This is a genomic window from Natronosalvus halobius, from assembly GCF_024138145.1.
Classification (GTDB): Archaea; Halobacteriota; Halobacteria; order Halobacteriales; family Natrialbaceae; genus Natronosalvus; species Natronosalvus halobius.
In genome coordinates this window covers 600,810-625,243 of record NZ_CP099997.1, presented here as the reverse complement: position 1 = coordinate 625,243, position 24,434 = coordinate 600,810, and the positions used below count along the sequence as shown (strand labels likewise).

At 64.7% G+C, this 24,434-nt stretch carries 23 protein-coding genes; 9 read left to right on the top strand and 14 right to left on the bottom strand.

The features are described from left to right. Positions 1-69: 69 nt before the first annotated feature. Complete coding sequence (gene cyaB / locus NGM15_RS03025; protein ID WP_253435095.1) at positions 70-648, top strand: class IV adenylate cyclase; 579 nt, start codon at positions 70-72, stop codon at positions 646-648. A gap of 69 nt (positions 649-717) precedes the next feature. Here cyaB and NGM15_RS03020 read toward each other — a convergent pair whose 3' ends face one another. Together NGM15_RS03020 and NGM15_RS03015 are read right to left on the bottom strand one after the other, a co-directional pair. After that, on the bottom strand, positions 718-1,305 hold the full coding sequence (locus tag NGM15_RS03020; RefSeq protein ID WP_253435093.1) for a DJ-1/PfpI family protein: 588 nt from the start codon (positions 1,303-1,305) through the stop codon (positions 718-720). Between the two features lie 122 nt (positions 1,306-1,427). After that, complete coding sequence (locus NGM15_RS03015) at positions 1,428-1,973, bottom strand: GNAT family N-acetyltransferase (protein ID WP_253435091.1); 546 nt, start codon at positions 1,971-1,973, stop codon at positions 1,428-1,430. 240 nt (positions 1,974-2,213) lie between these two features. Here NGM15_RS03015 and NGM15_RS18880 point away from each other — a divergent pair, with 240 nt between their 5' ends. Continuing rightward, complete coding sequence (locus NGM15_RS18880) at positions 2,214-2,867, top strand: arsinothricin resistance N-acetyltransferase ArsN1 family B (RefSeq protein WP_425494465.1); 654 nt, start codon at positions 2,214-2,216, stop codon at positions 2,865-2,867. Positions 2,868-2,913: 46 nt separating this feature from the next. On the opposite strand, the gene NGM15_RS03010 is transcribed toward NGM15_RS18880, so the two are convergent. After that, positions 2,914-3,132 (bottom strand): DUF8066 domain-containing protein, encoded by a 219-nt coding sequence (locus tag NGM15_RS03010; RefSeq protein WP_253435089.1) that lies wholly within the window; start codon positions 3,130-3,132, stop codon positions 2,914-2,916. A 292-nt stretch (positions 3,133-3,424) separates the two neighbouring features. On the opposite strand from NGM15_RS03010, the gene NGM15_RS03005 reads away from it, so the two are divergent. After that, entirely contained in the window at positions 3,425-4,630 is a 1,206-nt protein-coding gene (locus tag NGM15_RS03005) for a methionine adenosyltransferase (protein ID WP_253435087.1), read from the top strand. Positions 4,631-4,754: 124 nt separating this feature from the next. Further along, positions 4,755-6,062, top strand: coding sequence for an MFS transporter (locus NGM15_RS03000; RefSeq protein ID WP_253435086.1), 1,308 nt, complete (start codon positions 4,755-4,757; stop codon positions 6,060-6,062). On the opposite strand, the gene NGM15_RS02995 is transcribed toward NGM15_RS03000, so the two are convergent. Continuing rightward, a complete protein-coding gene (locus NGM15_RS02995) occupies positions 6,063-6,932 on the bottom strand; it encodes a UbiA prenyltransferase family protein (protein WP_253435083.1) in 870 nt (289 codons plus the stop codon). A gap of 270 nt (positions 6,933-7,202) precedes the next feature. Here NGM15_RS02995 and NGM15_RS02990 point away from each other — a divergent pair, with 270 nt between their 5' ends. Next, positions 7,203-8,480 carry a S8 family peptidase gene (locus NGM15_RS02990; RefSeq protein ID WP_253435081.1) on the top strand — a complete coding sequence of 426 codons (1,278 nt, stop codon included), beginning with the start codon at positions 7,203-7,205 and terminating at the stop codon, positions 8,478-8,480. A gap of 99 nt (positions 8,481-8,579) precedes the next feature. Then, positions 8,580-8,879, top strand: a complete 300-nt coding sequence (locus NGM15_RS02985; protein ID WP_253435079.1) for a DUF8152 family protein — start codon at positions 8,580-8,582, stop codon at positions 8,877-8,879. Between the two features lie 225 nt (positions 8,880-9,104). On the opposite strand, the gene NGM15_RS02980 is transcribed toward NGM15_RS02985, so the two are convergent. After that, positions 9,105-10,226: a pyridoxal phosphate-dependent aminotransferase gene (locus NGM15_RS02980; RefSeq protein ID WP_253435077.1), complete on the bottom strand. Its 1,122-nt coding sequence runs from the start codon at positions 10,224-10,226 to the stop codon at positions 9,105-9,107. A 133-nt stretch (positions 10,227-10,359) separates the two neighbouring features. On the opposite strand from NGM15_RS02980, the gene NGM15_RS02975 reads away from it, so the two are divergent. Beyond that, positions 10,360-11,046: a DUF6517 family protein gene (locus NGM15_RS02975; RefSeq protein ID WP_253435076.1), complete on the top strand. Its 687-nt coding sequence runs from the start codon at positions 10,360-10,362 to the stop codon at positions 11,044-11,046. Between the two features lie 180 nt (positions 11,047-11,226). Here the strand turns inward: NGM15_RS02975 and NGM15_RS02970 are convergent, their stop codons facing one another. The 8 genes from NGM15_RS02970 to NGM15_RS02935 all read right to left on the bottom strand — a co-directional run bounded on the left by NGM15_RS02970 (position 11,227) and on the right by NGM15_RS02935 (position 19,790). Continuing rightward, positions 11,227-11,457 (bottom strand): hypothetical protein, encoded by a 231-nt coding sequence (locus tag NGM15_RS02970; protein ID WP_253435073.1) that lies wholly within the window; start codon positions 11,455-11,457, stop codon positions 11,227-11,229. 209 nt (positions 11,458-11,666) lie between these two features. After that, entirely contained in the window at positions 11,667-11,984 is a 318-nt protein-coding gene (locus NGM15_RS02965) for a ferredoxin family protein (protein WP_253435071.1), read from the bottom strand. Between the two features lies 1 nt (position 11,985). Then, positions 11,986-13,377, bottom strand: a complete 1,392-nt coding sequence (locus NGM15_RS02960) for an FAD-dependent oxidoreductase (RefSeq protein WP_253435070.1) — start codon at positions 13,375-13,377, stop codon at positions 11,986-11,988. Further along, a complete protein-coding gene (locus tag NGM15_RS02955; protein ID WP_253435068.1) occupies positions 13,374-14,450 on the bottom strand; it encodes an electron transfer flavoprotein subunit alpha/FixB family protein in 1,077 nt (358 codons plus the stop codon). Before NGM15_RS02955 ends, NGM15_RS02960 begins: the two co-directional genes overlap by 4 nt. Beyond that, positions 14,447-15,223 carry an electron transfer flavoprotein subunit beta/FixA family protein gene (locus NGM15_RS02950; protein ID WP_253435066.1) on the bottom strand — a complete coding sequence of 259 codons (777 nt, stop codon included), beginning with the start codon at positions 15,221-15,223 and terminating at the stop codon, positions 14,447-14,449. Before NGM15_RS02950 ends, NGM15_RS02955 begins: the two co-directional genes overlap by 4 nt. A gap of 335 nt (positions 15,224-15,558) precedes the next feature. Further along, entirely contained in the window at positions 15,559-16,434 is an 876-nt protein-coding gene (locus tag NGM15_RS02945; protein ID WP_253435065.1) for a 2-oxoacid:ferredoxin oxidoreductase subunit beta, read from the bottom strand. Next, positions 16,431-18,185 carry a 2-oxoacid:acceptor oxidoreductase subunit alpha gene (locus NGM15_RS02940; RefSeq protein ID WP_253435062.1) on the bottom strand — a complete coding sequence of 585 codons (1,755 nt, stop codon included), beginning with the start codon at positions 18,183-18,185 and terminating at the stop codon, positions 16,431-16,433. The genes NGM15_RS02945 and NGM15_RS02940 overlap by 4 nt, the downstream gene beginning before the upstream one ends. 150 nt (positions 18,186-18,335) lie before the next feature. Further along, positions 18,336-19,790, bottom strand: coding sequence for a nucleotide exchange factor GrpE (locus NGM15_RS02935; protein WP_253435060.1), 1,455 nt, complete (start codon positions 19,788-19,790; stop codon positions 18,336-18,338). 149 nt (positions 19,791-19,939) lie between these two features. On the opposite strand from NGM15_RS02935, the gene NGM15_RS02930 reads away from it, so the two are divergent. Next, the gene (locus tag NGM15_RS02930) at positions 19,940-21,385 is read left to right on the top strand and encodes a DEAD/DEAH box helicase (RefSeq protein ID WP_253435058.1); all 1,446 of its coding nucleotides are present in this window, start codon (positions 19,940-19,942) and stop codon (positions 21,383-21,385) included. A 15-nt stretch (positions 21,386-21,400) separates the two neighbouring features. Here the strand turns inward: NGM15_RS02930 and tmcA are convergent, their stop codons facing one another. After that, the gene (tmcA, locus tag NGM15_RS02925) at positions 21,401-23,719 is read right to left on the bottom strand and encodes a tRNA(Met) cytidine acetyltransferase TmcA (RefSeq protein ID WP_253435056.1); all 2,319 of its coding nucleotides are present in this window, start codon (positions 23,717-23,719) and stop codon (positions 21,401-21,403) included. 342 nt (positions 23,720-24,061) lie between these two features. On the opposite strand from tmcA, the gene rpl7ae reads away from it, so the two are divergent. Next, on the top strand, positions 24,062-24,424 hold the full coding sequence (gene rpl7ae / locus NGM15_RS02920; RefSeq protein ID WP_253435053.1) for a 50S ribosomal protein L7Ae: 363 nt from the start codon (positions 24,062-24,064) through the stop codon (positions 24,422-24,424). Positions 24,425-24,434: the final 10 nt, after the last annotated feature.

Sequence of the window (24,434 nt, the reverse complement as noted above, 5' to 3'; positions counted from 1 at the left end):
TTCGTGACCGAGAGCGAGAGTCGACCGTGGAACGACACGTTCCTATGGCTCCCGGCCCTCGAACGACGTATGTACGAAGTCGAACTCAAGGTCGAGGTTCCCGCGACTCTCGAGGCGGTCCGGGCGCGTCTCGAGGCGCTCGACGCGACGCGCGAGGCGACGGTCGTCCAGGCGGACACCTACTACGACGCCCCTCACCGATCGTTTGCCGAGTCCGACGAAGCGCTGCGCATTCGGCGAGAGGCGGTGGACGCGGACGCCGACACCGCCGTCGCCCTCCACGACGTCGACCACGAGGCCCGAGTGACCTACAAGGGGCCGCTGCTCGAGGACGACTCGAAGACCCGCGCCGAACACGAGACGGCCGTCGGCGACGGCGAGACGATGGACGCCGCGCTCACGAAACTCGGCTTCGAGCCCGTCGCGACGGTCGAAAAACGCCGCGAGCGCTACTCGCTCGAGGGGTACACCGTCACGCTCGACGCCGTCGAGGGGGCCGGCGAGTTCGTCGAAGTGGAGGCCGACGCCGAGACCGAAGCCGAGATCGAGTCGGTTCGCGAGGGAGCGGCGGCCATCCTGGAGCGCCTCGACCTCGATCCCGCGGAGCAGCTTCGAACATCGTACCTGGAACTCGTGCTCGAAGACTGAGCGGGACGGAGGAAGGTTGCGAAAAAACGGTTGAGCGGCTGTGCTGGAGGGATTCTGGAAACGGGCGACTCAGTCGGCCGTCGCAGCTTCGGCGTGACTGATGTCGGTCCCCAGCAGCTCGAGGAATTCCGCGAGCCACTCGACGTGGTCGGGCCAGGCCTGGCCAGTGACGAGGTTACCGTCGCGGACGACGCCGTCGACCCACGAACAGCCGGCGGCCTCACACTCCGCGCGGACCGCGGGATACGAGGTCATTTCGTAGCCCTCCAGGACGTCCGCCGCCGCGAGAATCTGCGGGCCGTGACAGAGCGTCGCCACGGGTTTGTCCTCCTCGAAGAAGTGCTGGACGGCGTCGATGACCTCGTCGTAGGTGCGGAGGTACTCCGGCGCTCGGCCGCCGGGGACGCACAGCGCGTCGTAGTCGGCGGGGTCGATCCCGTTCATCGTCGCGTTTAGCTCGAAGTCGTGGCCGCGCTCTTCGAGGTACGTCTGGTCGCCCCGGAAGTCGTGGATCGCCGTCTTGACCGTCTCGCCCGCGTCTTTGTCGGGACACACAGCGTCGACGTCGTGGCCGACCATCTGCAGCGCCTGGAACGGAACCATTATTTCGAGGTCTTCGCCGAAGTCGCCGACGATCATGAGTATGTCTTTCCCCATCGAGATCACCGGGCACGTGTACGCCCTCGAGTGGTATAAGATCACAGGGGGCACACACGTGGATCACACAGTGCGACGACTCTAACGAGGCGAGCGTCCTTCGTCGCTCGCCGAAAACTCGACTATCGGTCTCGCCACGCCTCTCTGAGGAGGCCGTACTGAATCATGTCGCGGTACGCGCCGTCGATAAACCGATCACGGCGGATCCGGCCCTCCTCCTCGAAGCCGAGGGACTCGAGCAGCCCTCGAGAGGCGTCGTTGAAGTCGAAGACGCCGGCGCCGACGGCGGGGTGATCGTAGACGCGAAAGACGTAGTCGACGACGAGCGAGACGGCCTCGGAGCCGTACCCCTGGCCGTGGTACGCTGGCGCGAGCCAGTAGCCAAGTTCCGGTCGTCGGTAGTGGGCGTCGCCGACGTAGACGACGCCGAGTCGCTCCACGTCGTCCTCGTCGGGTTGGCCCGGCCGTCCGTCGTCGAGGCAGACGAGAAACTGGTCGCTGTCGTCGTCATCGGTAGGGACCTCGATTCGCTCCTGATTCCAGAGGGGGTTGCCGATCGGATACCTGATCTCGGGGTTGGCGAACGCCCGCTGGAGAAACGGGACGTCCTCGCGCTCCACCGTACGAAGCGTGATCCGCTCGCCGTTCGTGATGCGTGCACCCGGCATGCGTTGATGGATCGACGCCCCGACAATAGGTCTTCTGGGGACCGAATACATGAACATCGGGAACGAGCGATCAGCGACCGCACGTCGTAATCGGTTTCGGCTGCTCGAGAGTAACTCTTTACTTTCAGGTTCTGCTGATACCATACTGTCGGGGACGATTCACGAAAGGATACAGTCATTACCGCCGTACAGTTCACTCAAATACTGGGTGGGGCATAATGGTGGTTGTAAGATATACTGGTGTATGCATCACCTCACCGCACGATATTTTTGCTGTGTGGTTCCGTATTCTCACAAGTGTGCCCAAAAATTCGGCTGGCAACGGAGAGGGATGCAGAAGCTATTGCATCGATTTATACACCCATCGTCGAACAGACGCACATTTCGTTTGAAACCAGTCCACCAACCATCGGAGAGATGGCTCAACGCATCCGAACTACTGTGGAACGACTTCCGTGGTTGGTGTGTGAGCACGACGGTCAAATAACGGGTTACGCGTATGCGAGCACGCACAACGAACGCCCAGCGTACCGGTGGGCAGTCGACGTCTCTGTGTACGTGAACGAAGCCTGGCGACGGAAGGGAATTGCGAGCGCGCTCTACGAATCGCTCTTCGCGCTCCTGGACCGACAGGGATTGTGTAATGCGTACGCTGTAATCGCACTACCGAACCCTCAGAGCGTCACGTTTCACGAATCACGCGGATTCGAAAAAGTCGGTGTGTACCGCAACGTCGGATACAAGAACGGGAAGTGGCGCGACGTTGGCCACTGGGAATTACCGCTTCAGTCCCTTGCGACACCTCCATCGCCACCGACCCCTCTCGAGGAACTCCAGAATACCGATAGGTATAGCGGTGCACTCCTGACGGGTGAATCATCACTTCAATTGTAAGTTCTCCGTTTCAGTACACCTGCGACTCGAGCGAACTGGCTCTCCGTCAGTGTTCGTAGGCGATTCGTTCGACAGCACGAACCAGCCTGTAGAACAGATAGACCACAAACACTGAGAGACCGAGGGAGAACAACGCGACGAGCCCCCATACCCAGAGGAGGATTTGCGCCGTGATTATCGCGTAGGCGAAGCTAATGAATAAAATTGCACCGAGGACGATACCGTATCGGGCAGGAATACGTCGCTGGTTGTGGATGGAGGACATGGAACTACGTCAACACTAACTGCTAAATTGGTTTCGGTCCACGAGCATGGCTCACCGCCGTCTGTACTTCCTATACCGATCGTTTAAAATGTGACAAAAGAAGCGGTCAGTACCGATCTCGACGGGTCTTCCATCTCTACTCTCGCACACGGTGTTACGTGAGACGCGAGCACTCGAGTATTCGACAGTCGAACGATGCACAGGTCCGGTTGTCGGTGTATAACCTCGCCGCATATTTCCGTCCGTCAACGTTTTCGCAAGTTATAGAACCATCCCAGCGCAACCTCGGGTAATGAGCGAACGGAACATCAGGGTCGAACGGATCGACCGCCGAGCGGTCGAGGACCAGGAGGTCGAAATCGTCGAGCGAAAAGGGATCGGACACCCCGACTCGATCTGCGACGGAATCGCCGAGAGCGTCGGCAGTGCGCTCGCCCGCGAGTACCTCGACCGGGTCGGAAAGGTGCTTCACTTCAACACGGACGAGACCCAGCTGGTCGCCGGCGAGGCCGCCCCCGCCTTCGGCGGCGGCGAAGTCATCGACCCCATCTACGTCCTGATCGTCGGTCGCGCGACCAAACACTACGAGGGCCAGACCATCCCCACCGAGCGCATCGCGCTGACGGCCGCCCGCGAGTACCTCGAGGCCGAAATCCCCAAACTCACCTTCGGCGAGGAAGTCGTCGTCGACGTGAAACTGGGCGAGGGGAGCGGCGACCTGCAGGATGTCTTCGGCGAAGAGGAAGTGCAGGTGCCGATGGCCAACGACACGAGCTTCGGCGTCGGTCACGCACCGCTGTCAGAGACCGAGCAGATTGTCTACAACGCCGAGCAGCGACTCAATCGCGAGTTCGCCGCTGAGAACCCGTACCTCGGCTCGGACGTGAAGATCATGGGCAAGCGTGAAGGCGACAGCATCGACGTGACCGTCGCCGCGGCGATGATCGACGAACACATTCCGGACATGGACGCCTACGTCGACGCCGTCGCGTCGGTACGTGAGTACGTCGCCGACGTCGCGAGCGAGTACACCGACCGCGACGTCTCGGTCTACGTCAACACCGCCGACGCCGTCGAGGCCGGATCGATCTATCTGACCGTCACCGGTACCTCCGCCGAACAGGGCGACGACGGGTCCGTCGGCCGCGGCAACCGCGCGAACGGCCTCATCACTCCCAACCGGTCGATGTCGATGGAGGCCACGAGCGGGAAGAACCCGGTCAATCACATCGGTAAGATCTACAATCTCCTCTCGACGGACATCGCCGAGAACGTCGTGAGCGAAGTTGACGGCATCCGCGACCTCCGCGTTCGCCTCCTGAGCCAGATCGGGCGACCGATCGACGAACCCCACGTCGCCGACGTCCACGTGGTCACCGAAGACGACGTCGACCTCGAGACCGTCCGCCCCGAAATCGAGGCAATCGTCGACGACGGTCTCGCGAACGTGACCGACATTACCCAGCGCGTCATCGACGGCGAGCTGGATACGTTCTGAACGCGCCTGGACGCGCCGCTTCTCATCAGCTTCGTCGAACTCGCGTTCGATCCTCGAGTGCCGCCTTCGCAAGAACCAAACCGGCATCGATCGTGTATCGAAACGAAATAGCGAGCCGATCGTCGTGCCCAACTCGAGTCCTACCGAACCCAGCCCCCGCCGCGTCGTGTTCGCCGTCGTCGTGAGTACCTTCTTCGTCGGCTTCGGCGGCGGGGTCGTCTTCCCCATTTTGCCGAACCTCGGCGAGGTGCTCGGCATCTCGGCGGTCATGGTCGGACTCATCCTTTCGGCGAACCGCTGGACGCGTCTGGTGGCGAACGCGCCTGCAGGCGTGCTCATAGACCGAATCGGCACCCGCACACCGTTCGTCGTCGGACTGGCGATCGAGGGAGTAGCCACCTTCGGATACGTGCTCGCGATTTACGCCTCGAGACCCGACACGGCCCTCGGTTCGGCGGTGGGTGTCGTCTCCTCGAGTCCGGAAGCGTGGTTCCTGCTCGCACGCGTCCTCTGGGGGGTCGGGAGCGCGCTCGTGTTCGCGACGGCATACACCATCACCGCGGACGTGAGCGAGGCTGATTCTCGCGGGACGAGCATGGGCATCGTCCGGGCGGGGATCACGTTCGGGTTTCCGGCAGGACTGGTGCTCGGCGGGGTCGCCAGCGAACTGTACGGAAACTCTACGGCGTTCGTTCTGGCGGCGGCCTTCGCCGGGTTAGCGAGCGTCATCGCCTACGCCGTGGTTCCGGAGACTCACGTCGAAGAACGTGACTCCTCGGTGAGTCCGCTCGATCTCGAGGTGACGGTGCCGGCGCTGACGGTCGGTTTCGTGAACTTCGGGCTCTACTTTGCCTACGTGGGCATCCTGTTCTCGACGCTGGTGCTCTACCTCGGGGCCGAGTCGCTGACCATTTCGACCGACGTGCTCGGGTACGCGATCAGCTTCGAGGAGCAGGGAACCTCGGGGATGCTCATGGCGATTACCGTGCTCATGGGGGCCATCTTCACCATCTCGGGCGGCGTCGCGAGCGACTCCGTCGGCGCGCGAGTTCCCGTACTCGTGTCCTTCCTGGTGTTGAACGCGATCGGCTTCCTGGTGTTGACCCTTGCCGGTTCGTTCGTCGCCGTGGTCGTCGGCTGTGCCCTCATCGGCGCGGGACAGGGCGGCGTGGGCGGTCCGCTGACGGCGCTGCTCGCCGACCTCACGCCCGAAGACCGAATGGGGCGGGCGATGGGGACGAACAACGTGCTCGGGGACGTCGGCGGTGGACTCGGTCCCCTGGTGGCCCTCCCCCTGGCGAGGACCGTCGGCTTCGAGGTGATGTACGCCGCCAGCGCGGGAATCGCCCTCCTCGCGGGTCTCCTCCTGGTGGTCGGCATCTACGTTCACACGGGGAGCGTCAGTCCGTCGGTCGAGGAGTCGATCATCTAATCACAGCCCGCCGAGCAGCGCCTCGAGCGGTTCGAACCAGACCGCGGCGACCAGGACGGCGAGAAAGACGTACGAACCCCGGATGAGGAGCATCGTTGCCAGTTCCGGCTCTGCTCGCCGGGCGACGACGGCGACCGCCCCGAACGCGAGCACGGCGAGCACGCTCGAGGGAGGGAACACACGAGCGACGGCCAGGCCGGTGACGACGAGCAATCCCGCGACCATCAGTCCGTAGGCGACGGTATAGGCCCGCTCCGGGCCGACGACGACGGCGACGGTTCGCTTGCGGATCGAGCGGTCGTAGTCGTAGTCCGTGGTGTCGTCGATTACCTTGATGCCCGACAGGAGGACCAGGAAGACGACGGCAAAGCCGAGGGCGAGGAGAGTGATCGTGGTCGCCTGCGCGTAATACCCGCCGAGAACGCTCAGGGCGATTCCCAGCGGGTAGCCGGTCGTCGCGGTGAGCGGGTTCGTGTCGAGTTGTGGCGCGTGGTGGTAGGCGACGAGCCACGTCGGAACGGTGAGCACAACGGCGACCCAGTTCACGGCGAGGAACAGGAAGAGACAGCACGCTGCGAACAGAACCGACGACGCCAGGAGACCGACGTGACAGCCAGCGACGGTGAGCGGGTGGTCGTCGTCCTCGCCCCGAACGTGGAAGTCGACGTAGCCATCCTTGAGGTGGGCGGTGTAGACCGCTGCGAACATCGCGAGAAGGTGCACGCCCGCGACGCCGGGGTCGATTCCTCGCGCGAGAATCGCACCGAATAGCGACGCGGCCAGCGGCGGCAGCATGAACACCGGATGAACCTGTGACCAGTACGCTCGAGCGGCCGCCTCGAGTCCGGACCCGCGTCTGGCGAGTGCCATAGTTCCCTAGACGCTCGCCCGAAACATAATACCGGAGGGACGTTTCGAATCGCGAGAACACGATTGTGGGATACCTCTGTAGCGAAGTTGGTGCAATCTAGTGTACATCGTTTCCGTCGAGAAACGGATCGATCAATCTCGAGGTTGCCCCTGCCGGCGACCACGCCGGAGTATAGCTATCGGTCGCTTTCATATCGCGTGCAAGCACATAACATATATACTGGTAGTCGCCTGTGTTATACTATCCCTCACACGGGACATTCACACACAATGACGACACGACGATCACTCTTGCAGGGACTGGGTGCACTGGGCGCAACGATGACGTTTACTGGACTGGCGAGTGCGAGCGACGGGCAGGCGCGCTACCTTGCCAGGACATCAGGTGACGCGGCCGATGCCGTCTCGGCCGCCGGGTTCGATGTTCGATCTACACTCGCGAACGGCCGCGTGCTCCTCGTGACCGGGCCGGCAGACGCGACCGACGACCTCGAGTCCGTTAGCGGCGTCTCGTTCGCTGTGCCCGACCTCGCGTTCGAACTCGAGATGCCCGCTGTCGTGGAGATGTCGGGCACGGAAAACAGCGCGGCAGTCGACCAGATCTACGACCAGTTCCTCTGGGACAAACAGGTACAGCAGGTTAGAGAGGCCCACGAACACTCGACTGGCGCAGGTCGGACCGTCGCGATCATCGACACCGGTGTCGACGACACACACCCCGATCTCACCGTCGACACCGATGCCAGCGTTTCGATTATCGAAGGACAGGTCGGCGACCACACGGGGGACGTCGGCTATCACGGCACGCACGTGGCCGGGACGACAGCCGCAAACGGCAGCGTCGGTATGCTCGGTACAGCGCCCGACGCGACCATCGTCTCGATTCGCGTCTTCGGCGCCGAGGGTGGGGCCACCTTCGGCGACATCCTGGCTGGCATGGAGTACGCTGCCAATATCGGGGCCGACGCCGCAAACATGAGTGTCGGAACGCCGCCCATCCCGCCGGCAGCGAACGCCGACCAGTATCGGCGAGTCATGGAACCGGTCGCACAGTCTGCGACGAGAGCGGGAACCTTACTCGTCGGCTCTGCAGGTAACTCGGACGCAAACCTCCAGCAGGGTGGGCGCTTTACCCTCCCCAACAGCCTCTCGGGCGTGCTCTCGGTGAGCGCGACGGCGCCGAACGACGAACGCGCGTTTTACTCGAACTACGGGACGAACGAGATCGACGTCGGCGCGCCCGGCGGCGGGTACGAAACTGAAGAGAAGACCGTCATCGAGGACCCTGACGAAGTCGAGTGGCCGTACCCGTACAACCTCGTGTACTCGACCGTTCCCGGTGATTACGGCTGGGCCGCCGGCACCTCGATGGCCGCCCCGCAGGTCACCGGTCTCGCCGCCCTCGTGCGCGAACTCGCGCCTGACTCTAACGCCAAGCGAGTCCAGGACGCCATTGTCCAGGGTGCCGAGGGAACGGACGGCCGAAGCGACCCCGAGTTCGGGGCCGGTCGGACGAACGCGCTCGAGACAGTCGAACGGCTTCTTTAGGGCCGATTCGCCTACATTCCTTTTCGCTTCGTGTTCGAGTAACTTTCAGAAAGTCTCCCGTCCAGAACAGCCACGTTGCTGGCGTTCGTACGTGGACCGATGGCAGATTCTGACTCTTTCGAGGCTCGCCTCCGCCGACTCCACGATCACCTCGAGGCTACGGCCGAACTCCCGATCGATCGCCGCACGAACCGCTGGCTCGGCGAAGCCGAAGCCGTGGCCCGCGACGCCGCAGAGAACGACCTGGACGAGGCGACGAGTCGAAAGCGGGTTCGGCAAGTCAGGCACCTGCTCGCAGAAGCGGACTTGCCCGAACACGAGCAGGCGAAGGGCCATCTCGAATCCGCTCGTGAGCTGTGTACGGCGATTCTGGGTGACTCGAGTAATGCTTCTAGCTGAACAGTATCACCGACTGCATCGTACTGGCCCAATTACTTCATAAAATGCAGCAATTCGCTACCGATTCTATAGTTACGCATCGACACTGGGCAGGTCATCTATCAATCGAGGGATCTGCCCACCCTCCCGATCTATTTCGCTTATTTCACCCACACAACCTATTGTGGCTATTCTACCTATTGTTCCCCGCCAACTACGGGGCTAGTTCCGCTGTACGTACCGAGCTTACCGGACCGCTTCGGTCGCTTGCTGGATGATCCCGAGAGCCTCCTCGAGTTCGTCCATCCCGGTCGCGTAGGACAACCGAGCGTAGCCCGCGCCGTTGTCTCCGAAGGCGTTGCCGGGGACGACGACGACGTTACGGGAGAGCACCTCGTCGCACCAGCCTTCGGGAACCTTCGGCATCGCGTAGAACGCGCCCTGGGGCGTCGGGACCTCGAGTCCGGCGGCCTCGAGGCCCTCGACGACGACGTCGCGGCGCTCCTCGAAGGCCGCAACCATCTCGTCGACGGGGTCCTGGGGACCCGAGAGGGCGGCCTCGGCGGCGTACTGGGCGGGGGCGGAGGCACAGGCCTGGCAGTACTGGTGAACCCGGAGCATGCGCTCGATGCGGCGGTTCGAGCCGACGATCCAGCCCAGCCGCCAGCCGGTCATCGAGTAGGTCTTCGAGCACGCGCTGACGACGACGACGTTGTCGGTACTCGCGAACTCCATCGGCGAGCGATGCTCACCGTCGAAGACGATGTGCTCGTAAACCTCGTCGGAGATGCAGAGCACGTCGTGTTCGTCGGCGATGCGGGCGAACTCGCGCATGTCGGCCTCGCTCTGGACGGCGCCCGTCGGGTTGCCGGGGCTGTTGACGACGAAGGCGGCCGTGTCGTCGGTGATCGCCTCCTCGACGTCGGCAGGATCGAGGGTCAGATCCTCGCGCAGGTCGACCGGCTTCGGCGTTCCGCTCGCGAGTCGGGTCAGGGCGTCGTAGGCGACGAAGCCCGGGTCCGGGAAGATGACCTCCTGGCCGGGGTCGACGTGGGCCTCGAGCGCCAGGTGGAGTGCCTCGCTGCCGCCCGCGGTGACGATGGCGTCGCCCGGGTCGACGTCAAGGCCGTAATCGCGGTCGTACTTCGCGGAGATGGCCTCGCGCAACTCGAGGGTGCCCTTGTTGGAGGTGTAGGCGTCGGCCTTCCCGGCCTCGATGGCGTCGACGGCCGCCTGGCGAGCGTGCTCGGGGGTGGGGAAGTCCGGCTGTCCGATGCCGAGGTTGATCGCGTCGTCGCCTGCCGCCTCGAACACTTCGCGGATTCCGCTGATCGACACCGCCTCCACTCGGCTGGAAAATGCCGTCATACCAGAACGCGCGTGCCCCATCCCGATAACTGTTGATACGTTCCCTGGACACCCCTCGAGCCGTCCCGGTGATTAGTCATTCGACCGACTGGTAGCCAGAACGCATTTACCTCCACTGTGACTTTTTCAGGTAATGATCAACCGGAGATCGGTCCTGGCTGGCGCCGGTACCGGGGTGCTCGCGGCGACTGCCGGCTGTCTGGACTTTCTACTGGGGAACGAACCACTCGAGTACACCGCCGAACCGGTGCTCCCCGCCGAGGCGACCCTCGAATCGACGGGCTACGCCGAATACCAGTCGGGCTGGCAACGCGTGACCGAGGAGGCCGCCGGCCGAGAAATCGTCGCCTCGGCCTGGTCGGTCGCGTACACGAACGAGGTGACGATCCAGGGCACGAGTCGGGACGCTGCCGTCTTCGCCGCCATCTCCATGCCGAAGATGTCGGTCGGGGGAAAGGCGATGAACCCGCTCGCCGACATGGATACTGACGAACTGCTCGAGGAACTCGGCGGCGAACTCGAGAGCGAGTTCGACGGCCTGGCCGAACCGCAACCGACCGGCGAATCGTTTGCCCTCGGTATTCTGGGCGCGAACCGGACCGTCGACGAGTTCGCCTCCGAAGCCCAGTTCGACGACGAACACCTCGAGATAACCCTCTGGATCACGAAATTCACACACGATGATGATCTGATCGTGCTGATCGGCGGCTTTCCGACGCAACTGCCCGACGAAGGCGTCTACATCGAGGATCTGATGCAGTCGGTCGAACACCCGGCGTCTCGAGACGTGCCTGCACCGGAGACGGACGAGGGGGCCTGAGGGTTCGTCACCGCCGAGGGACCAAAAGGTTTGCCACCAAGGAAGGATCCGAGGTGTCGTCGACGACGAGCCATCAAGCCGCTCGCCGTCGAGGGTCGTAGACCGTACCCCCACACGCGACGTAGGGGAGCCCTCACCAGGTGTAACCGAAAAAACACTCGCACCCGATGCCAGGCGTCCTCAGTCCTGTCGGGCAATTTTCGTGTGTCCCGTTCGCGGATCAATGTGGACGTGTCGACGGCCCTGGTCGGTCGCCGCCGGCACGATCCAGGTTGCTCGGCTCTGATACGGAACTTTTGTCTCGATACTGGTACAACCCGCGGCCTCGAGTGCGTCGTAGGCCGTGACGGCCGCCTGTTCGACCGTTCCAATGCGGCTCGTTGTCGGACGGGGCGTGAGTGCGTTGGTCATAGTGTATCCTTCACTCGTGTGTATGTTCCACACACCCATGAAGGAAGACGGCGGTTCCCAGTCGCCGGGAACGATTCGTAGGAGAGTCGTGAGGTGATTCGAGGGCGCTCGGTGGTAATCGCGGACGATTCGGGATACTAGAGCAGGTCGGTCCTGCTGTGTCTGCACTGCACCGCTGTCCGCGCCACACTGCCATCCGCACTGCACCACTATCCGTGCTTGTACGTCACGCCGGCTCCCGTCTTGGGATACTCCCAGCTGACGTTATCGTACGGGCAGGCGAAACGACAACTCGAGCACTCGAGGCAGTTTTCGTAGGCGATGGTCGGCACGCCCTCACCGTCTTCGCGCCGCCAGACGTCCGCGGGACAGATGGAGACGCAGTCGGCGGTCTCACACGAATCCGCACAGATACTTGCCACCTTCACGTTCAGATGTGAGTCGCCAGGGTCCTCGTACTTCACCGTGTAGAGGCGGTCTTCCATCGAATCGTTCTCGATCTCGGGTACCTGTGGGCTAACGCTCATCTTATTTCACCAGTTTTCGGTATCGCAGGGCCAGTTTCGTCGCGCCTTTCCATCCGCCGAGGGTGTCGAAGACGCGTTGCTTCGCGGCTTTCGCGTGCATCTCCTTCGGTCGTCGATCCATCGTGAAGTACTCGCTACTCGCATCAGCGATCGCTCGCGGCAATTGTTCGAACAGGAGTTCGCGGTCCTCCTCGACCCGGTCCTGGAGCCACGCGTACCGCTCGAGGTTCTGGACCACGAACGAGTCCTCGAGTCGTTCGGGATAGGACTCGAGCGCCGAAGCCTCGGTGCGACCCCGCTCGGCCGCTTCCACGATGGCGGTGCCGGCGTAGTAGCCGCTCTCGACGGCCATGTTCGTCCCCTCGAGGTGGACGCCGTTGTTGAGTACGAGGCCGGCGGCGTCGCCGACGATGACGGCCCCGTCGTGGACGAGGTCGGGCATCGACTCCGCCCCACCCTCGGGAATCGTCTTCGCGCCGTACTCGACGGTGCGGGCACCTCTGAGCAACGGCGCGACCGCAGGGTGGCTCTTGAACAGGTTCAGCGTCTCCTCGGGGGACTGGCGCTTCGTCGCCGCGTCCTCGAGGCTGTAGGCCACGCCGACGCTCACCGTGTCGCCGTTCGTGTAGATGAACCCGCCGCCGTAGGCCTCGCCGACGGCCCCTTCGCCGAAGTACTGGTAGGAGACGCCGGCGTCGCCGACGAGCCGGAACCGGTCCTCGATCACGCCCGATCGCTCGGGGAACTCGAGGACTTCCTTGGCAGCGACGGCGATGTTCTCGCGCGATTCAGTCGATTTGAGGGCGGCACCTTCGCTCACGAGCGAGTTGCCGCCTTCAGCGAGCACGACGTACGGCGCCCGAATCGCGCCGTCGGGGCGGTCGGTCTCGACGCCGACGATGTCGCCTCCCTCACGGATCACACCGGTGACGGTGGTCTCCGTCACGAGGGTGGCCCCGGCCTCGACCGCCTGGTCGGCGAACCACGCGTCGAACTCGCCGCGGTAGACCGTGTAGGAGTCGTTGTGTGGCTCACGGTGCCACTCGCCGGGTTTGAGCGAGATCGCCGTCTCGTCGTCGTGGCTCAGCATGCTGAAGCGCTTCTCGGCGACGTAGCGCTCGAGCGGCGCCGCGTCCAGGTCCACCAGCTCGCGGATTGTCGGCGTGTAGAGGACGCCACCGAAGACGTTCTTCGCCCCCGGGTACAATCCGCGCTCGACGAGCAGGGGCTCGAGTCCCTGCTTGGCCATCGTCAGGGCGGCGGCGCTCCCGGCGAGACCGGCCCCGACGACGATGGCGTCGAATTCGTTGTCGTAGTTCGGCGCGTCGAGCGCGGCGTCGCCCGCGCGCTCGTCGAGCAGTTGGGGACCGTCGATCGATTGGTGGTCACTCATGGCATCACCTCCGTCAGGTCGCGCTCGCGAAGCGTCTCCGCGAGCCTCGGACACACGTCGGCGAAGTCGCCGACGATGCCGTAGTCTGCGTGTTCGAAGATCGGCGCGTTCGGGTCGGTGTTGATCGCGATCACCGTTCCCGACTTGTTCATCCCCTCGACGTGCTGGATAGCCCCGCTGATTCCGAGAGCGACGTACAACTCGGGTCGGACGGTCTTGCCCGTCTGACCGACCTGTCTCGATCCGTCGACCCAGCCTTCGTCCACGGCGGCGCGACTCGCCGCCAGTTCGGCGCCGATGGCCTCCGCGAGGTCGATTGCGGGCTCGAGGTTCCCTTCGATCCCGGCGCCGACGGCGACGATACGGTCGGCCTCGGTGATGTCGGCGGTGTCGCCGACATTTCGCTCGAGAACCTCGCTGATCGTCTCGGACTCGTCGACGACGACGTCCACTGCGGTGACCGCCTTGTCGGCGACCGCCCAGTCGCCGTCCAGATCCGGCTCACCGGGTTCGAAGACGCCTGGTCTGACGGTCGCCATCTGGGGGCGGTGTTCCTTACAGAGGATGGTCGCAAGGATGTCGCCGCCGAACGCGGGCCGTCGCGCCTGCAACAGGCCATTGTCGTCGACGTCGATCTCGGTCACGTCGGCTGTCAACCCGGCGTGGGTCGGCACGGCGACTCGTCCGGCGAAGTCACGGCCGGTGTGCGTCCCCCCGATGAGGACGATCGACGGTTTTCGCTCCTCGACCATCGCCCGGAACTGCGCGCCGTAGGGATCGGCCCGATAGGGCTCGAAGACCGGGTCGTCGGCGACGAGGACGCGGTCGGCCCCTCGCTCGAGGGCCTCGCGAGCGACGTCGTCGAGGTCCTCTCCGATGACGAGCGCGACGAGGTCCTCGCCGGTCTTTGCCGTGAGTTTCTTGCCCTCCTCGAGGAGCTCCCAGGAGACGGCCATCACGTCGCCGTCGTGGACTTCGACGAACACCCAGACGTCCGCGTAGGTCTCGAGGTCGATGCCGCCGTCGGCGTCGTTGGTGTCGTTAGCTTCGTTGGCGACGTCACTGGCGCTCATGCGATCACCTCCTGGAGGCAGTTGGCCAACTCGTCGACGTCTTCGACGACCTCGCCGCGTCGGTCGACAGGGTCGACGGTCTCCATCCCGCCGACTGAGGTCGGCGAGACGCCGAGGCCGACCTCGTCTTCGATGCCCAGATCTGCGGCTGTCCACTCGATCGGCTCGAAGTCGTTTTCGGCGTAAAGCTTCCGATGGAGGCCAGCGGGACGGGGGTCGAACTCGCCGTAGGCGACAGCGACAACCACCGGTAGCTCCGCGGCCACCCGCTCGTAGCCGCCTTCGACGTCGCGGACCGCGACCAGCCGCTCCTCGTCGAGGCGGGGCTCGAGGTCCTCGACGTAGGTCAACTGCGCCCACCCGTTGTGCGCCGCGATTCCCGGCGGGACCTGTCCCGTCGAGGAGTCGGTGGTCTCCTCCCCGCAGACGACGACGTCCGCCCCGAGTGTGTCGGCCGCGCTCGCGAGTGTCAGGCTCGTTGGCCAGGTGTCACTGCCCGCGAACGCGCGGTCCGTGATGAGGACTGCATCGTCACAGCCCATCGCGACCGCCTCCTCGAGCACCGGCGTGGCCATCGGCGGCCCCATCGTGATCGCCACGACACGGGCGTCGACGACGTCTTTGATCGACAGAGCGGCCTCGAGAGCGTCTCGATCCGGCGGATTCATCACGGCGGGGGCGTTCGCCCGATCCAGCCGACCGGTATCGGGATCGATTCCCACCTCCTTGGCGTCGGGTACTTGCTTGACGCCGACGACGATTGTCCAGGTCATATACTCACCTACCTCGAGGTAGCCGCCCCATATCGATCATAAACGGCGATGGTTCCCATTCCGTGGGAAGGGATCACAAAATACAGCTATCGAACACGTTCGGTCGATTTCCCAGCGGGTGGAGATTCCCGGTAGCCCTCTCCTGGTCGTGGTGCTTTGCCGGGAAACGAACGCCTGTTCGGACTACAACCGAACTCGAGTCGTCGATGGCATCACACCATGCCGTGCTCTCACTCGAGTCGGTACTTCCGGTGGTCTCAGAGCAGAAGTGAGTCTCCGACTATTTTGTCGATCAAAAACGGGCCGGGAGACGGTCGCGTCGGCGAGTTAGCGAGTCAGTAGAACTCGCGAACGAGATCCATGGCGTTCTCCGGCGCGCCATCCGGAATCTCCGCCATGTTCTCGGTGACCCCGTGTCGCTCGTGATACGGAATCGAGTTCTCGTTCTGGTACATGACGCCCTGGTACTCTTTGTCCGTGTCCAGGATGACGCCCTTCGCCGCCTCGTAGTCGTGGCGGTCGTGGTCCTCCTCCTCCTCCTTCAGGTCGACGAGCGAGTCACGGAAGTAGTCGTAGGTGTCGACGTCGTTGAACGTCACGCAGGGGCTGAACACGTTGACGAAGCCGAAGCCGTCGTGTTCGATGGCCTCCTCGATGATCTCGGCGTGGCGAATCGCGTCCGAGGCGAACGACTGGGCGATGAACGTCGCCCCCGAGGCGAGCGCGAGCGCGAGGGGGTTGACCGGCGGCTGCTGAGACCCTTCGGGCGTCGTCGACGTCTCGAAGTCCGAGCGCGAGGTCGGCGAGGCCTGTCCCTTCGTCAGCCCGTAAATGCGGTTGTCCATGACGACGTAGGTCATGTCGACGTTCCGTCGGGTGGCGTGGACGAAGTGGCCAGCCCCGATCGAGTAGCCGTCGCCGTCGCCGCCGGCGGCCATGACTTCGATGTCGGGACGGGCCATCTTCACGCCCGTCGCGACGGGCAGGGCCCGACCGTGGACGCCGTGGATGGCGTAGCTGTGCATGTAGGTCCCGATTTTCCCCGAGCAGCCAATGCCGGCCACCAGGAAGGTGTTATCGGGATCGTTGCCCGTGTTCGCGAGGGCCTTCATCATGCCGTTCATCGTCCCGAAGTCGCCACAGCCGGGACACCAGGTCGGTTGCTTGTCGGATTTAAAGTCGGTGAATCGTACCTCTGATTGGGAACTCATTGTGCTGGCACCTCCTCTTTCAGTTTCGCGGTAATTTCCTCGGCGAGTTCGTCGGCCTTGAACCGCACGCCAGTGTACTTGTTGATCCGCTTGACCCGCTGGAGCGTGTCGTGCTCGAGCACGTCGGCGAACTGGCCGGTCGCGTTACACTCGACGACGATGACGTCGTCGGCGGCCTCGAACTCCTCGGAGAGGTCTGGTCGCGGGAAGATGTACGGCACCGAGATGACCCGGACCGGGACGTCGTCGTCCTCGAGCAGGGCGACCGCCTCTCGAAGGGCCCCCTCGTTGGAGCCCCAGGAGACGACGAGGTCGTCGGCGTCTTCGTCGCCGAACTCGCGGTAGTCCCACTCTTCTTCTGCCTTCGCGGTCTCGACTTTGCGGTTGCGCTTGTCAACCTGCTCGACGCGGACCTCGGTGTCCTCGGTTCGCCGTCCGAGTTCGTCGTGTTCGAGACCTGTGCTCATGTGCGCGCCGTCGGTCATGCCAGGAATCGCGCGTGGGCTGATGCCGTCCTCGGTGGCGGCGTGAGCGCGGAAGTGTCCCTGGTCGTCGAGCCACTCGGCGACCTGGTCGTCCTCGAGCAAGTTGCCGCGGTCGATTTCGACGGCGTCCATGTCGAACGTTTCGGGAGAGAACGTCTGCTCGGTGACCGCCAGCGCGAGGTCGGCGACGACGTAGACGGGCGTCTGGTACTTCTCGGCGTAGTTGAACGCCTCGACGGTCTTCCAGAAGCACTCCGAAATGGTCGTCGGGGCGACGACGAAGCGCGGAATCTCCCCGTGACCGCCGTAGAGGGTCATGTTCAGGTCGCCCTGTTCCTGCTTGGTCGGCATCCCCGTCGAGGGGCCCGAGCGCATGACGTCCACGATGACCAGCGGCGTCTCGCTGGTCGCGACGAGACCGAACGTCTCGGCCATTAGGTCGATGCCGGGGCCGGAGGTCGCGGTCATCGACCGGGCGCCGCCGCGGGCCGCGCCGAGGGCCATGTTGATCGCCGAGAGTTCGTCCTCGGCCTGGACGACGTGGCCGCCGTACTGTTCGATTCGCCCGATCAGGTACTCCATCACGTTCGTCGCGGGCGTGATCGGGTAACCGGCGTAGAAGCGACACCCGGCAGCGAGTGCGCCCATTCCGATGGCCTCGTCGCCGTTGAGCAGGACGTAATCCTCGTCCGTGGTCTCGAGGGCGTAGCCCAGATCCAGGTCGTAGTTCTCCTGGACGTAGTCTCGCCCCTTTCGGGCGGCGTCTTTGTTGTTGTCCACGATCTTCGACCCCTTCCCGCCGAAGCGCTTCTCTAGTGCTTCGTCGAGGTAGGCGACGTCGAAGCCCGTGAGTTCGCAGGCGGCCCCGAGGGCGACGACGTTGAGCATGATCGCGCCGCCGGCCTCCTCGGCCAGCGATTTGAGCGGTACGTCGACGGCGGTGATTTCGTCTGGAATCTCGGCGTCCCAGGAGCGCTCGCCGTCGTAGATGACGGCGCTGCCCTCGTGGAGTTCGTCGAGGTTCTCGTCGATGGTTCGCTGGGTGAGCGCGACGAGAATGTCGAGCCGATCGACGACACTCTGGACGCGGTCCGTGGAGGTGCGTATCTTGTAGGCGGTGTAACCGCCCCGGATTCGCGACGCGAAATCCTTCGACGTAAAGACGTGTCGTCCGGCCCTGGAGAGTGCCTGGGCGAAGATCTTCCCGGTGGAGTCGATGCCGTCCCCGGCCTCGCCTCCGATAGCCCAGTTCAAGTCCTCGGTCATGTCGTAGCGAACGTTGCCTCTAGCCCGTCAAAAGACTTCTGAAACCCCACCCGAAACCGCGCTCGAGCGGAGTTGTTACACCGATCGTAGTGAATTTTTTTCGTCGATCGTCCGTTTTCTCGTGTCGCCCAGATTGAATCGGCGGACGGACTACTCCTCGGCGTCGTCGAGGTCGTCATCCGAGGCGACTTCGCCGCCGAGTTCGATCGCATCCTCGTCGGTTTCGCCGGGTGTCTCGTCCGCGGATTCGCCCGTTCCTCCATCATCGTCCACATCGTCTACATCGCCCTCATCGCCCTCGTCGCCCTCGTCGCCCTCATCGCCCTCGTCGATTGTATCGTTCTCGTCGACTTCGCTGTTCTCGTTGCCCACCCCGTCGCGGTCGGCCTCGTTCTCGACGCCGTCACCGCCGTCTTCGGTCTCCTCGAGGTCGCCATCTTCGCCCGTCGATGCGTCGGTTTCGTCCGATTCGTCGCCGGGTGCTGGCTCTCCGCCGTTACCGCCTTCGTCGACGTCACCACCTTCGTCGTCAGGACCGCCGTCGCTGTCGTCACCGACGGATTCGTCGTCAGGACTGCCTTCCTCGATGTCGTCGGCGACGGCGTCCGCATCGTCAGCGTCCTCTCCCTCGAGTTCGCCGTTGCTCACCGTCACCTGGGCGTTCTGAATCACCTTCTCGCCCATCTCGTAACCGGGCGTGAATACCTCGGCGATCGTTCCCTCTGGCTGGTCGCTGTCGATTTGCACCATGACCTCGTGGCGCTGGGGGTCGACCTCGGTCCCCGGATCGGGATCGATCTCCTCGACGTTCTCTTCGTCCAGGACGCGGTCGAACTCGCGGAGGGTCATCTCGACGCCCTCCCGCAGCGTCTCGACATCGCCGCTCTCCTCCGAAAGCGCTCGCTTGAGGTTGTCGCGGACGCCGACGAGTCGTCCGACGAGGTCTTCGGTCGCGCGCTCTTTGAGTTGCTCCTGGCGCTTTTTCGCCCGCTTCTTGTAGTTCTGGAAGTCCGCCTGGGTCCGCTTGACGTGGCCCTTGAGGTCCTCGATCTGTTGCTCGTTGTCCTCGATCGTCGCCTCCCGTTCCTCGAGTTCCTGCTCGCGCTCCTCGAGCTGTGCCTGGAGGTCGTCGATGGTGTCGGCCTGGGCCTCGACGCGCTCGCTCAGGTCCTCGAGTTCCTCGCGCTGGTCGGTGACGGTCCCGTTCAGGTCGCGGGCCATCTCGACGATGGCGGTGACGTCGCGGGCGATTTCGTCGTCGTAGCCCCGCAGCGTCTCGAGCAGGTCGCGGATCTCGTCGCTGGTCTGGGGTACCTCGTCGGCACCGCCTTCGAGGGGTGTTGCCGTGGGTTCTGTGGACTCTGCGGACTCTGCGGACTCTGCGGACGCCTGACGATCTGTTGCCGAATCCGGCGTCCCCTCGTTCGTGTCCTCCCCGGCAGGCGAGTCCTCGACGTTCTGGTCACGGTCCTCCGGACGCTCGTCGTCGACGTCGGCGTCCGAACCATCGCCGTCGGTTTTGGTTTCGGTTTCGGTCCCCGGTTCGGCGTCGCCTTCCGCAGGCACGCCCTGGGCTGTGGGGGTTGCGCCCTCGTCTTCGCTCATGTCCCAGACAAGGCACAGCGGTAATAAAAGGGTTGAGGTATGCGTTCTCGCTTCGACTCCCTGGACCGTACGTCGACGGCTCGAGCCAGCGGAGCCGTCGTGAACGAACACGGGAATTATGTACTCGTCGTCCCGACTGTCGATAGTCGATGCCACCTGCTGGCTCCCCGTCGTCGATCCGTCTCCGGTACGAGGACGGGACGATCCGGATCGAGGCGCCCGAGGATGGAGCCGAGGCGCTCCTCGAGGACGGCTCACTGGCCACCGTCGAACTCGACCATGACCCTCGCTCGGACACCCTGCGAACCGAGGCCGTCCACTACGCTCTACTTCGGGCGGCGCTCGCCCGACGCGACGAATCGGTCCAGGACGCAGTCCTCGAAGCGACTGCCAGTTTTCCCGAGGGGTTCGCCTCCGAGTACGAACTTCGCTCCTACCAGCGGACGGCTCTCGAGCGCTGGTTCGAGACGGACCGTTGGGAGGGCCTGTCGTTCGCCGACGGCGGCCCGTCCTACCCGGCGCCCGCGGGCGTTCTCGAACTGCCGACCGGCAGTGGAAAGACCGTCATCGCTATCGAGGCCATCGAGCGCCTCGCAGTGCCGACGCTGATCGTCGTGCCGACGATCGACCTGCTCGAGCAGTGGGCGACCGAACTCGAGGCGGAGTTCGACGTCCCCGTCGGCCGATTCGGCGGCGGCGAGCAGCGACTCGAGGCGCTGACCGTCTCGACGTACGACTCGGCGTACCTGAAAGCAGACGCGGTCGGCGACCGGTTCGGGTTCGTCGTCTTCGACGAGATCCACCACCTCGGGGGCGAGGGCTACCGCCAGATCGCCCGGCTACTGGCCGCACCAGCCAGGCTGGGACTCACCGCGACGTTCGAGCGGCCCGACGACGCCCACGAGGTGATCGAAGACCTCGTCGGTCCCGTCGTCCACCGACTCTCGCCCGACGACCTCGCGGGCGAACACCTGGCCCCCTACGACGTGAAGCGACGGGAGATCGAGCTCACGGAACGCGAGCGCGAAGCCTACGAGCGCCACCAGGGGACTTTCACCGACTACCTCGCGCGCTCGAACATCCGAATGCAGTCGGGGTCGGACTACCAGGAACTCGTCAAGCGTTCAGGGAGCGACCCGGCCGCGCGGGAGGCACTCCTGGCCCGCCAGCGCGCTCGCGAGATCATGCTCGGCGCCGAGGGGAAGATCGAGGCCCTCGCGGAGGTGCTCGAGACGCACCGCGGCGAGCGAACGATCGTCTTCACAGCCTACAACGACCTCGCCTACGAGGTCGGTGAGCGATTCTTGATCCCGGTGATCACCCATCAGACGGGAACCGCCGAGCGACGGGAGATCCTCGAGCGGTTTCGTGACGGGACCTACTCTCGCGTCGTGACCTCGAACGTCCTGGACGAGGGGGTCGACGTGCCCGACGCCTCAGTCGCGGTCGTGCTCTCGGGGAGTGGAAGCGAGCGGGAGTTCACCCAGCGTCTGGGTCGAATCCTGCGGCCGAAGGACGACGGCGGACGGGCGATCCTCTACGAACTCGTGGCCGCCGAGACGAGCGAGGAGTCGATCGCCGATCGCCGTCGGTAACGGTGAACTCGACTCTTACTCGAGTGCCTCGTCGTCGAGAAACCGATCGCGAACTGTCTGCGCGACGGCCGCGCCGTAGTGATCGACCAGCGGCTGAAGCGCCGACCCGAACGCCCGCATGCACTGGCGTGAGGAGTGAAACTCGAGTTCCGCCGCCACGTCGTCCCAGATGTGAGCCTGGAGGACGCGTCGGACGAGCATCCGCTCTTGCCGGGCGGAGAGCGCACCCTCGAGGCCTGGCGGCCGCTCGATCAACGCCCTCTCGACCAGTCGCCTGAACGGGGCTGGATCAACGTCATAGAGGCCAGGGCCGTACGCCGCGCCGGCGACGATTTGCCACTCGTCGGTCGATAGCTCGAGCGAAGGCGCGTGGTCGGCACCGATCGATCGACAGACCGCCCGAACCACGTCCGGGTCGAGGTCACGGAGGCCGTCCGAGAGCACCGCCGGGAGGCGGCGGGCGAACCTGGTCGCGTGGCGCTCGAGCAGAGCCTCCCCTGCCTCGCTCATCGGCGCGAGCATGATCGCCGAGTACTCCCCGCTCGCGTCGTTACGGGTCGTCGAGAGGTGGACTGTCCGGTAGCCGTTCGTCCGCCAGAACGAGACGAGGTCGGGCGTCGCACCGAAGCCGGTGCCGAGCCAGTCGATGCGGCCCTGGAACTCCTCCCGGATGCGCTCGAGGAGGTGCGAGCCGAGCCCCCGTTCGCGCCGCGCGTGATGGGTCGCGATCCGAACAACGCGAATCCCGGAAGCCTCACCCGCCGACTCGTCGCGCACGTGGCTCGTCAGTATGTCCGGGATCATGTTCCCGCGGATGCGCCCGCCCTCGTACATCCGTTCTCGATCCGCTGCCGAGAGATTCCCCTCCCGTGCCAGCAGGGCAATGCTGACGACGTGACCGTCGTGGAGCAAGGCCCGCGTCTCGAGGTTCGGCGCGTCGAGCAGTCGGGCGAGGTCGTTCGGCTCGGTTCGGTAGTGGGCGAGCACGAGCAGGCCGACGACCTCCCGGAGGAGCGACTCGTCTTCGAGGAGGGCATCGGGCTCGAGGCGGCGATACTCGACCGACTCCGGGGTCGCGTCCTCGATCAGCGAGGCTACCGGTGGGCTGGCGTCGAGCAACAGCGCTCGAAACGACCAGACCTCGAGCGGGTCGCCGGCAGCGTACCGAATCGGCTCCTGGAGGGCGTACTCGCGGACGTCGTGGCCGCTCGCCTCGAGCCGATCCCGAAAGCGGACCGAGAATCCACGGCCAGCCCCCTCGTAGCCGTGAATCGTCGTCGCGAACGTGATTCGATCGGCGGCCAGCAGCGACTCGAGTACCGTTACCGAGAGGGCGGCAGCCTCGTCGACTAGCACGACGTCCGCGGTTTCGGCCCGGGAGACGGCTTCGAGCGGCGGGGCGTATTCGATGGTTCCGCCGTCGACGGTCCGCAGACGCCGCCCGTTCCGATCGGGGTCGCCCTCGAGGTCGCCGCGCCCGGCGAGCAACTCACTCGCCCGGGCGAAGGCTTCGGCGGCGTTCGCCCAGGTGGGCGCAGTAACCAGGACGTGATCGCCCGCGGCGGCGAAACAGCCGGCTGCCAGTCCGATCGCGCTCGACTTTCCGCGGCCGCGGTCGGCCTCGAGGACGACGGCGTTCTCGGGAACGCGAAGGCGCTCGAGGGTCTCGAGTGCCGTTCGCTGGTCGTCGGTGTAACAGGCACCGTAGGCGTCCTGCGGGAAGTATCGTGTTCGTCGGTCGTCGTCGGCCTCGCCGACTCTGACGGGCGTTTCCCCCGTAGAGAGCGGCTCGCCGCGGTACACCAGACGAGGAGCAGGGTGTGTCAGCCCGTCGTCCTCGAGGCGGGCGTCGTCGACGTCCACGATAGCGATTCCGCGGTGGACGCGGAGCGTTTCGACGAGTCGTCGACGGAATCGCCCGGTCACGTCCTCGAGTTCGAAGGGGGGAACGGCCATCGACCGCTCGAACGAACCTCGTTCGTCGGGCCACTCTTCGAGCGGTGGCGTCAGCAGGATCAAGAGTCCCCCGGCGTCGACCGTCCCGACGAGTTTACCCAGCGCGTTCGGCTCCAGGGTGTCGTGAGCGTCCAGGACGACGACCTCCCGGGTCGTCCCCAGGAGCGCTCCGGCTTCGGACTGGGTCTGGTGTTCACAGCGGAGTCGATCGTCGGGGCCGACCAGCGTCGTCCGCGAAATCGGGACGTCGAGGGACTCGAGGACAGTCGTTAGTACCTCGTACCCTCGTTCGCGGTCGCCCTCGAGGACGAGGCCACGACGCTCGTCGATAGAGGCGGCCTCCTCCTGGAGGGCTCGAGCGTGCGCGGCGACGTTCATGTGGGCTCATCGGACAGGTGATCGTAAGTTACTGTCGGCTGGCACTCGCCCGCGAGTTACTGCTGGCTGACATTCGCCTGGAACTCTCTCCTGGCGAGTGTTCGTCGGCAGCGAGGAAGGCGACCGTGAGTCGTCGGCCAGCCTTCCTCCCGTGCAACGGTTTCCCACGCCTCCGTTCGTTTGAACACGCTTTTAAGGGGGGCACCGTTACTGGGAAGTACACCCTACGCGGGGTTGATGATACTCCTAGCCTCACAGGACTTTCGCCGGACGCGTCCGGCCCGGGCCCAGCCCCGGACGGCAGGGGAGTGCGAGCCCGCGCGTAGGAGAGGTGAACAACCAATGGCAGTCTACGTAACCACAGACATCCCAGCCGACCTCGCCGACGACGCCCTCGAGGCGCTCGAGGTCGCCCGAGACACAGGCAGCGTAAAGAAAGGAACCAACGAAACGACCAAGGCCATCGAGCGCGGCAACGCCGAGCTCGTCTACGTCGCCGAGGACGTCTCGCCAGAGGAAATCGTGATGCACCTCCCCGAACTCGCCGATGAGAAGGGCATCCCGGTCGTCTTCGTCGAGACCCAGGACGACGTCGGTCACGCCGCCGGCCTCGAGGTCGGCTCGGCGGCCGCGGCGATCGTCGACGCCGGCGAGGCGTCGGACGACGTCGAAGACATCGCCGGAAAGGTCGAGGACCTCGACTGAGGTGACTACA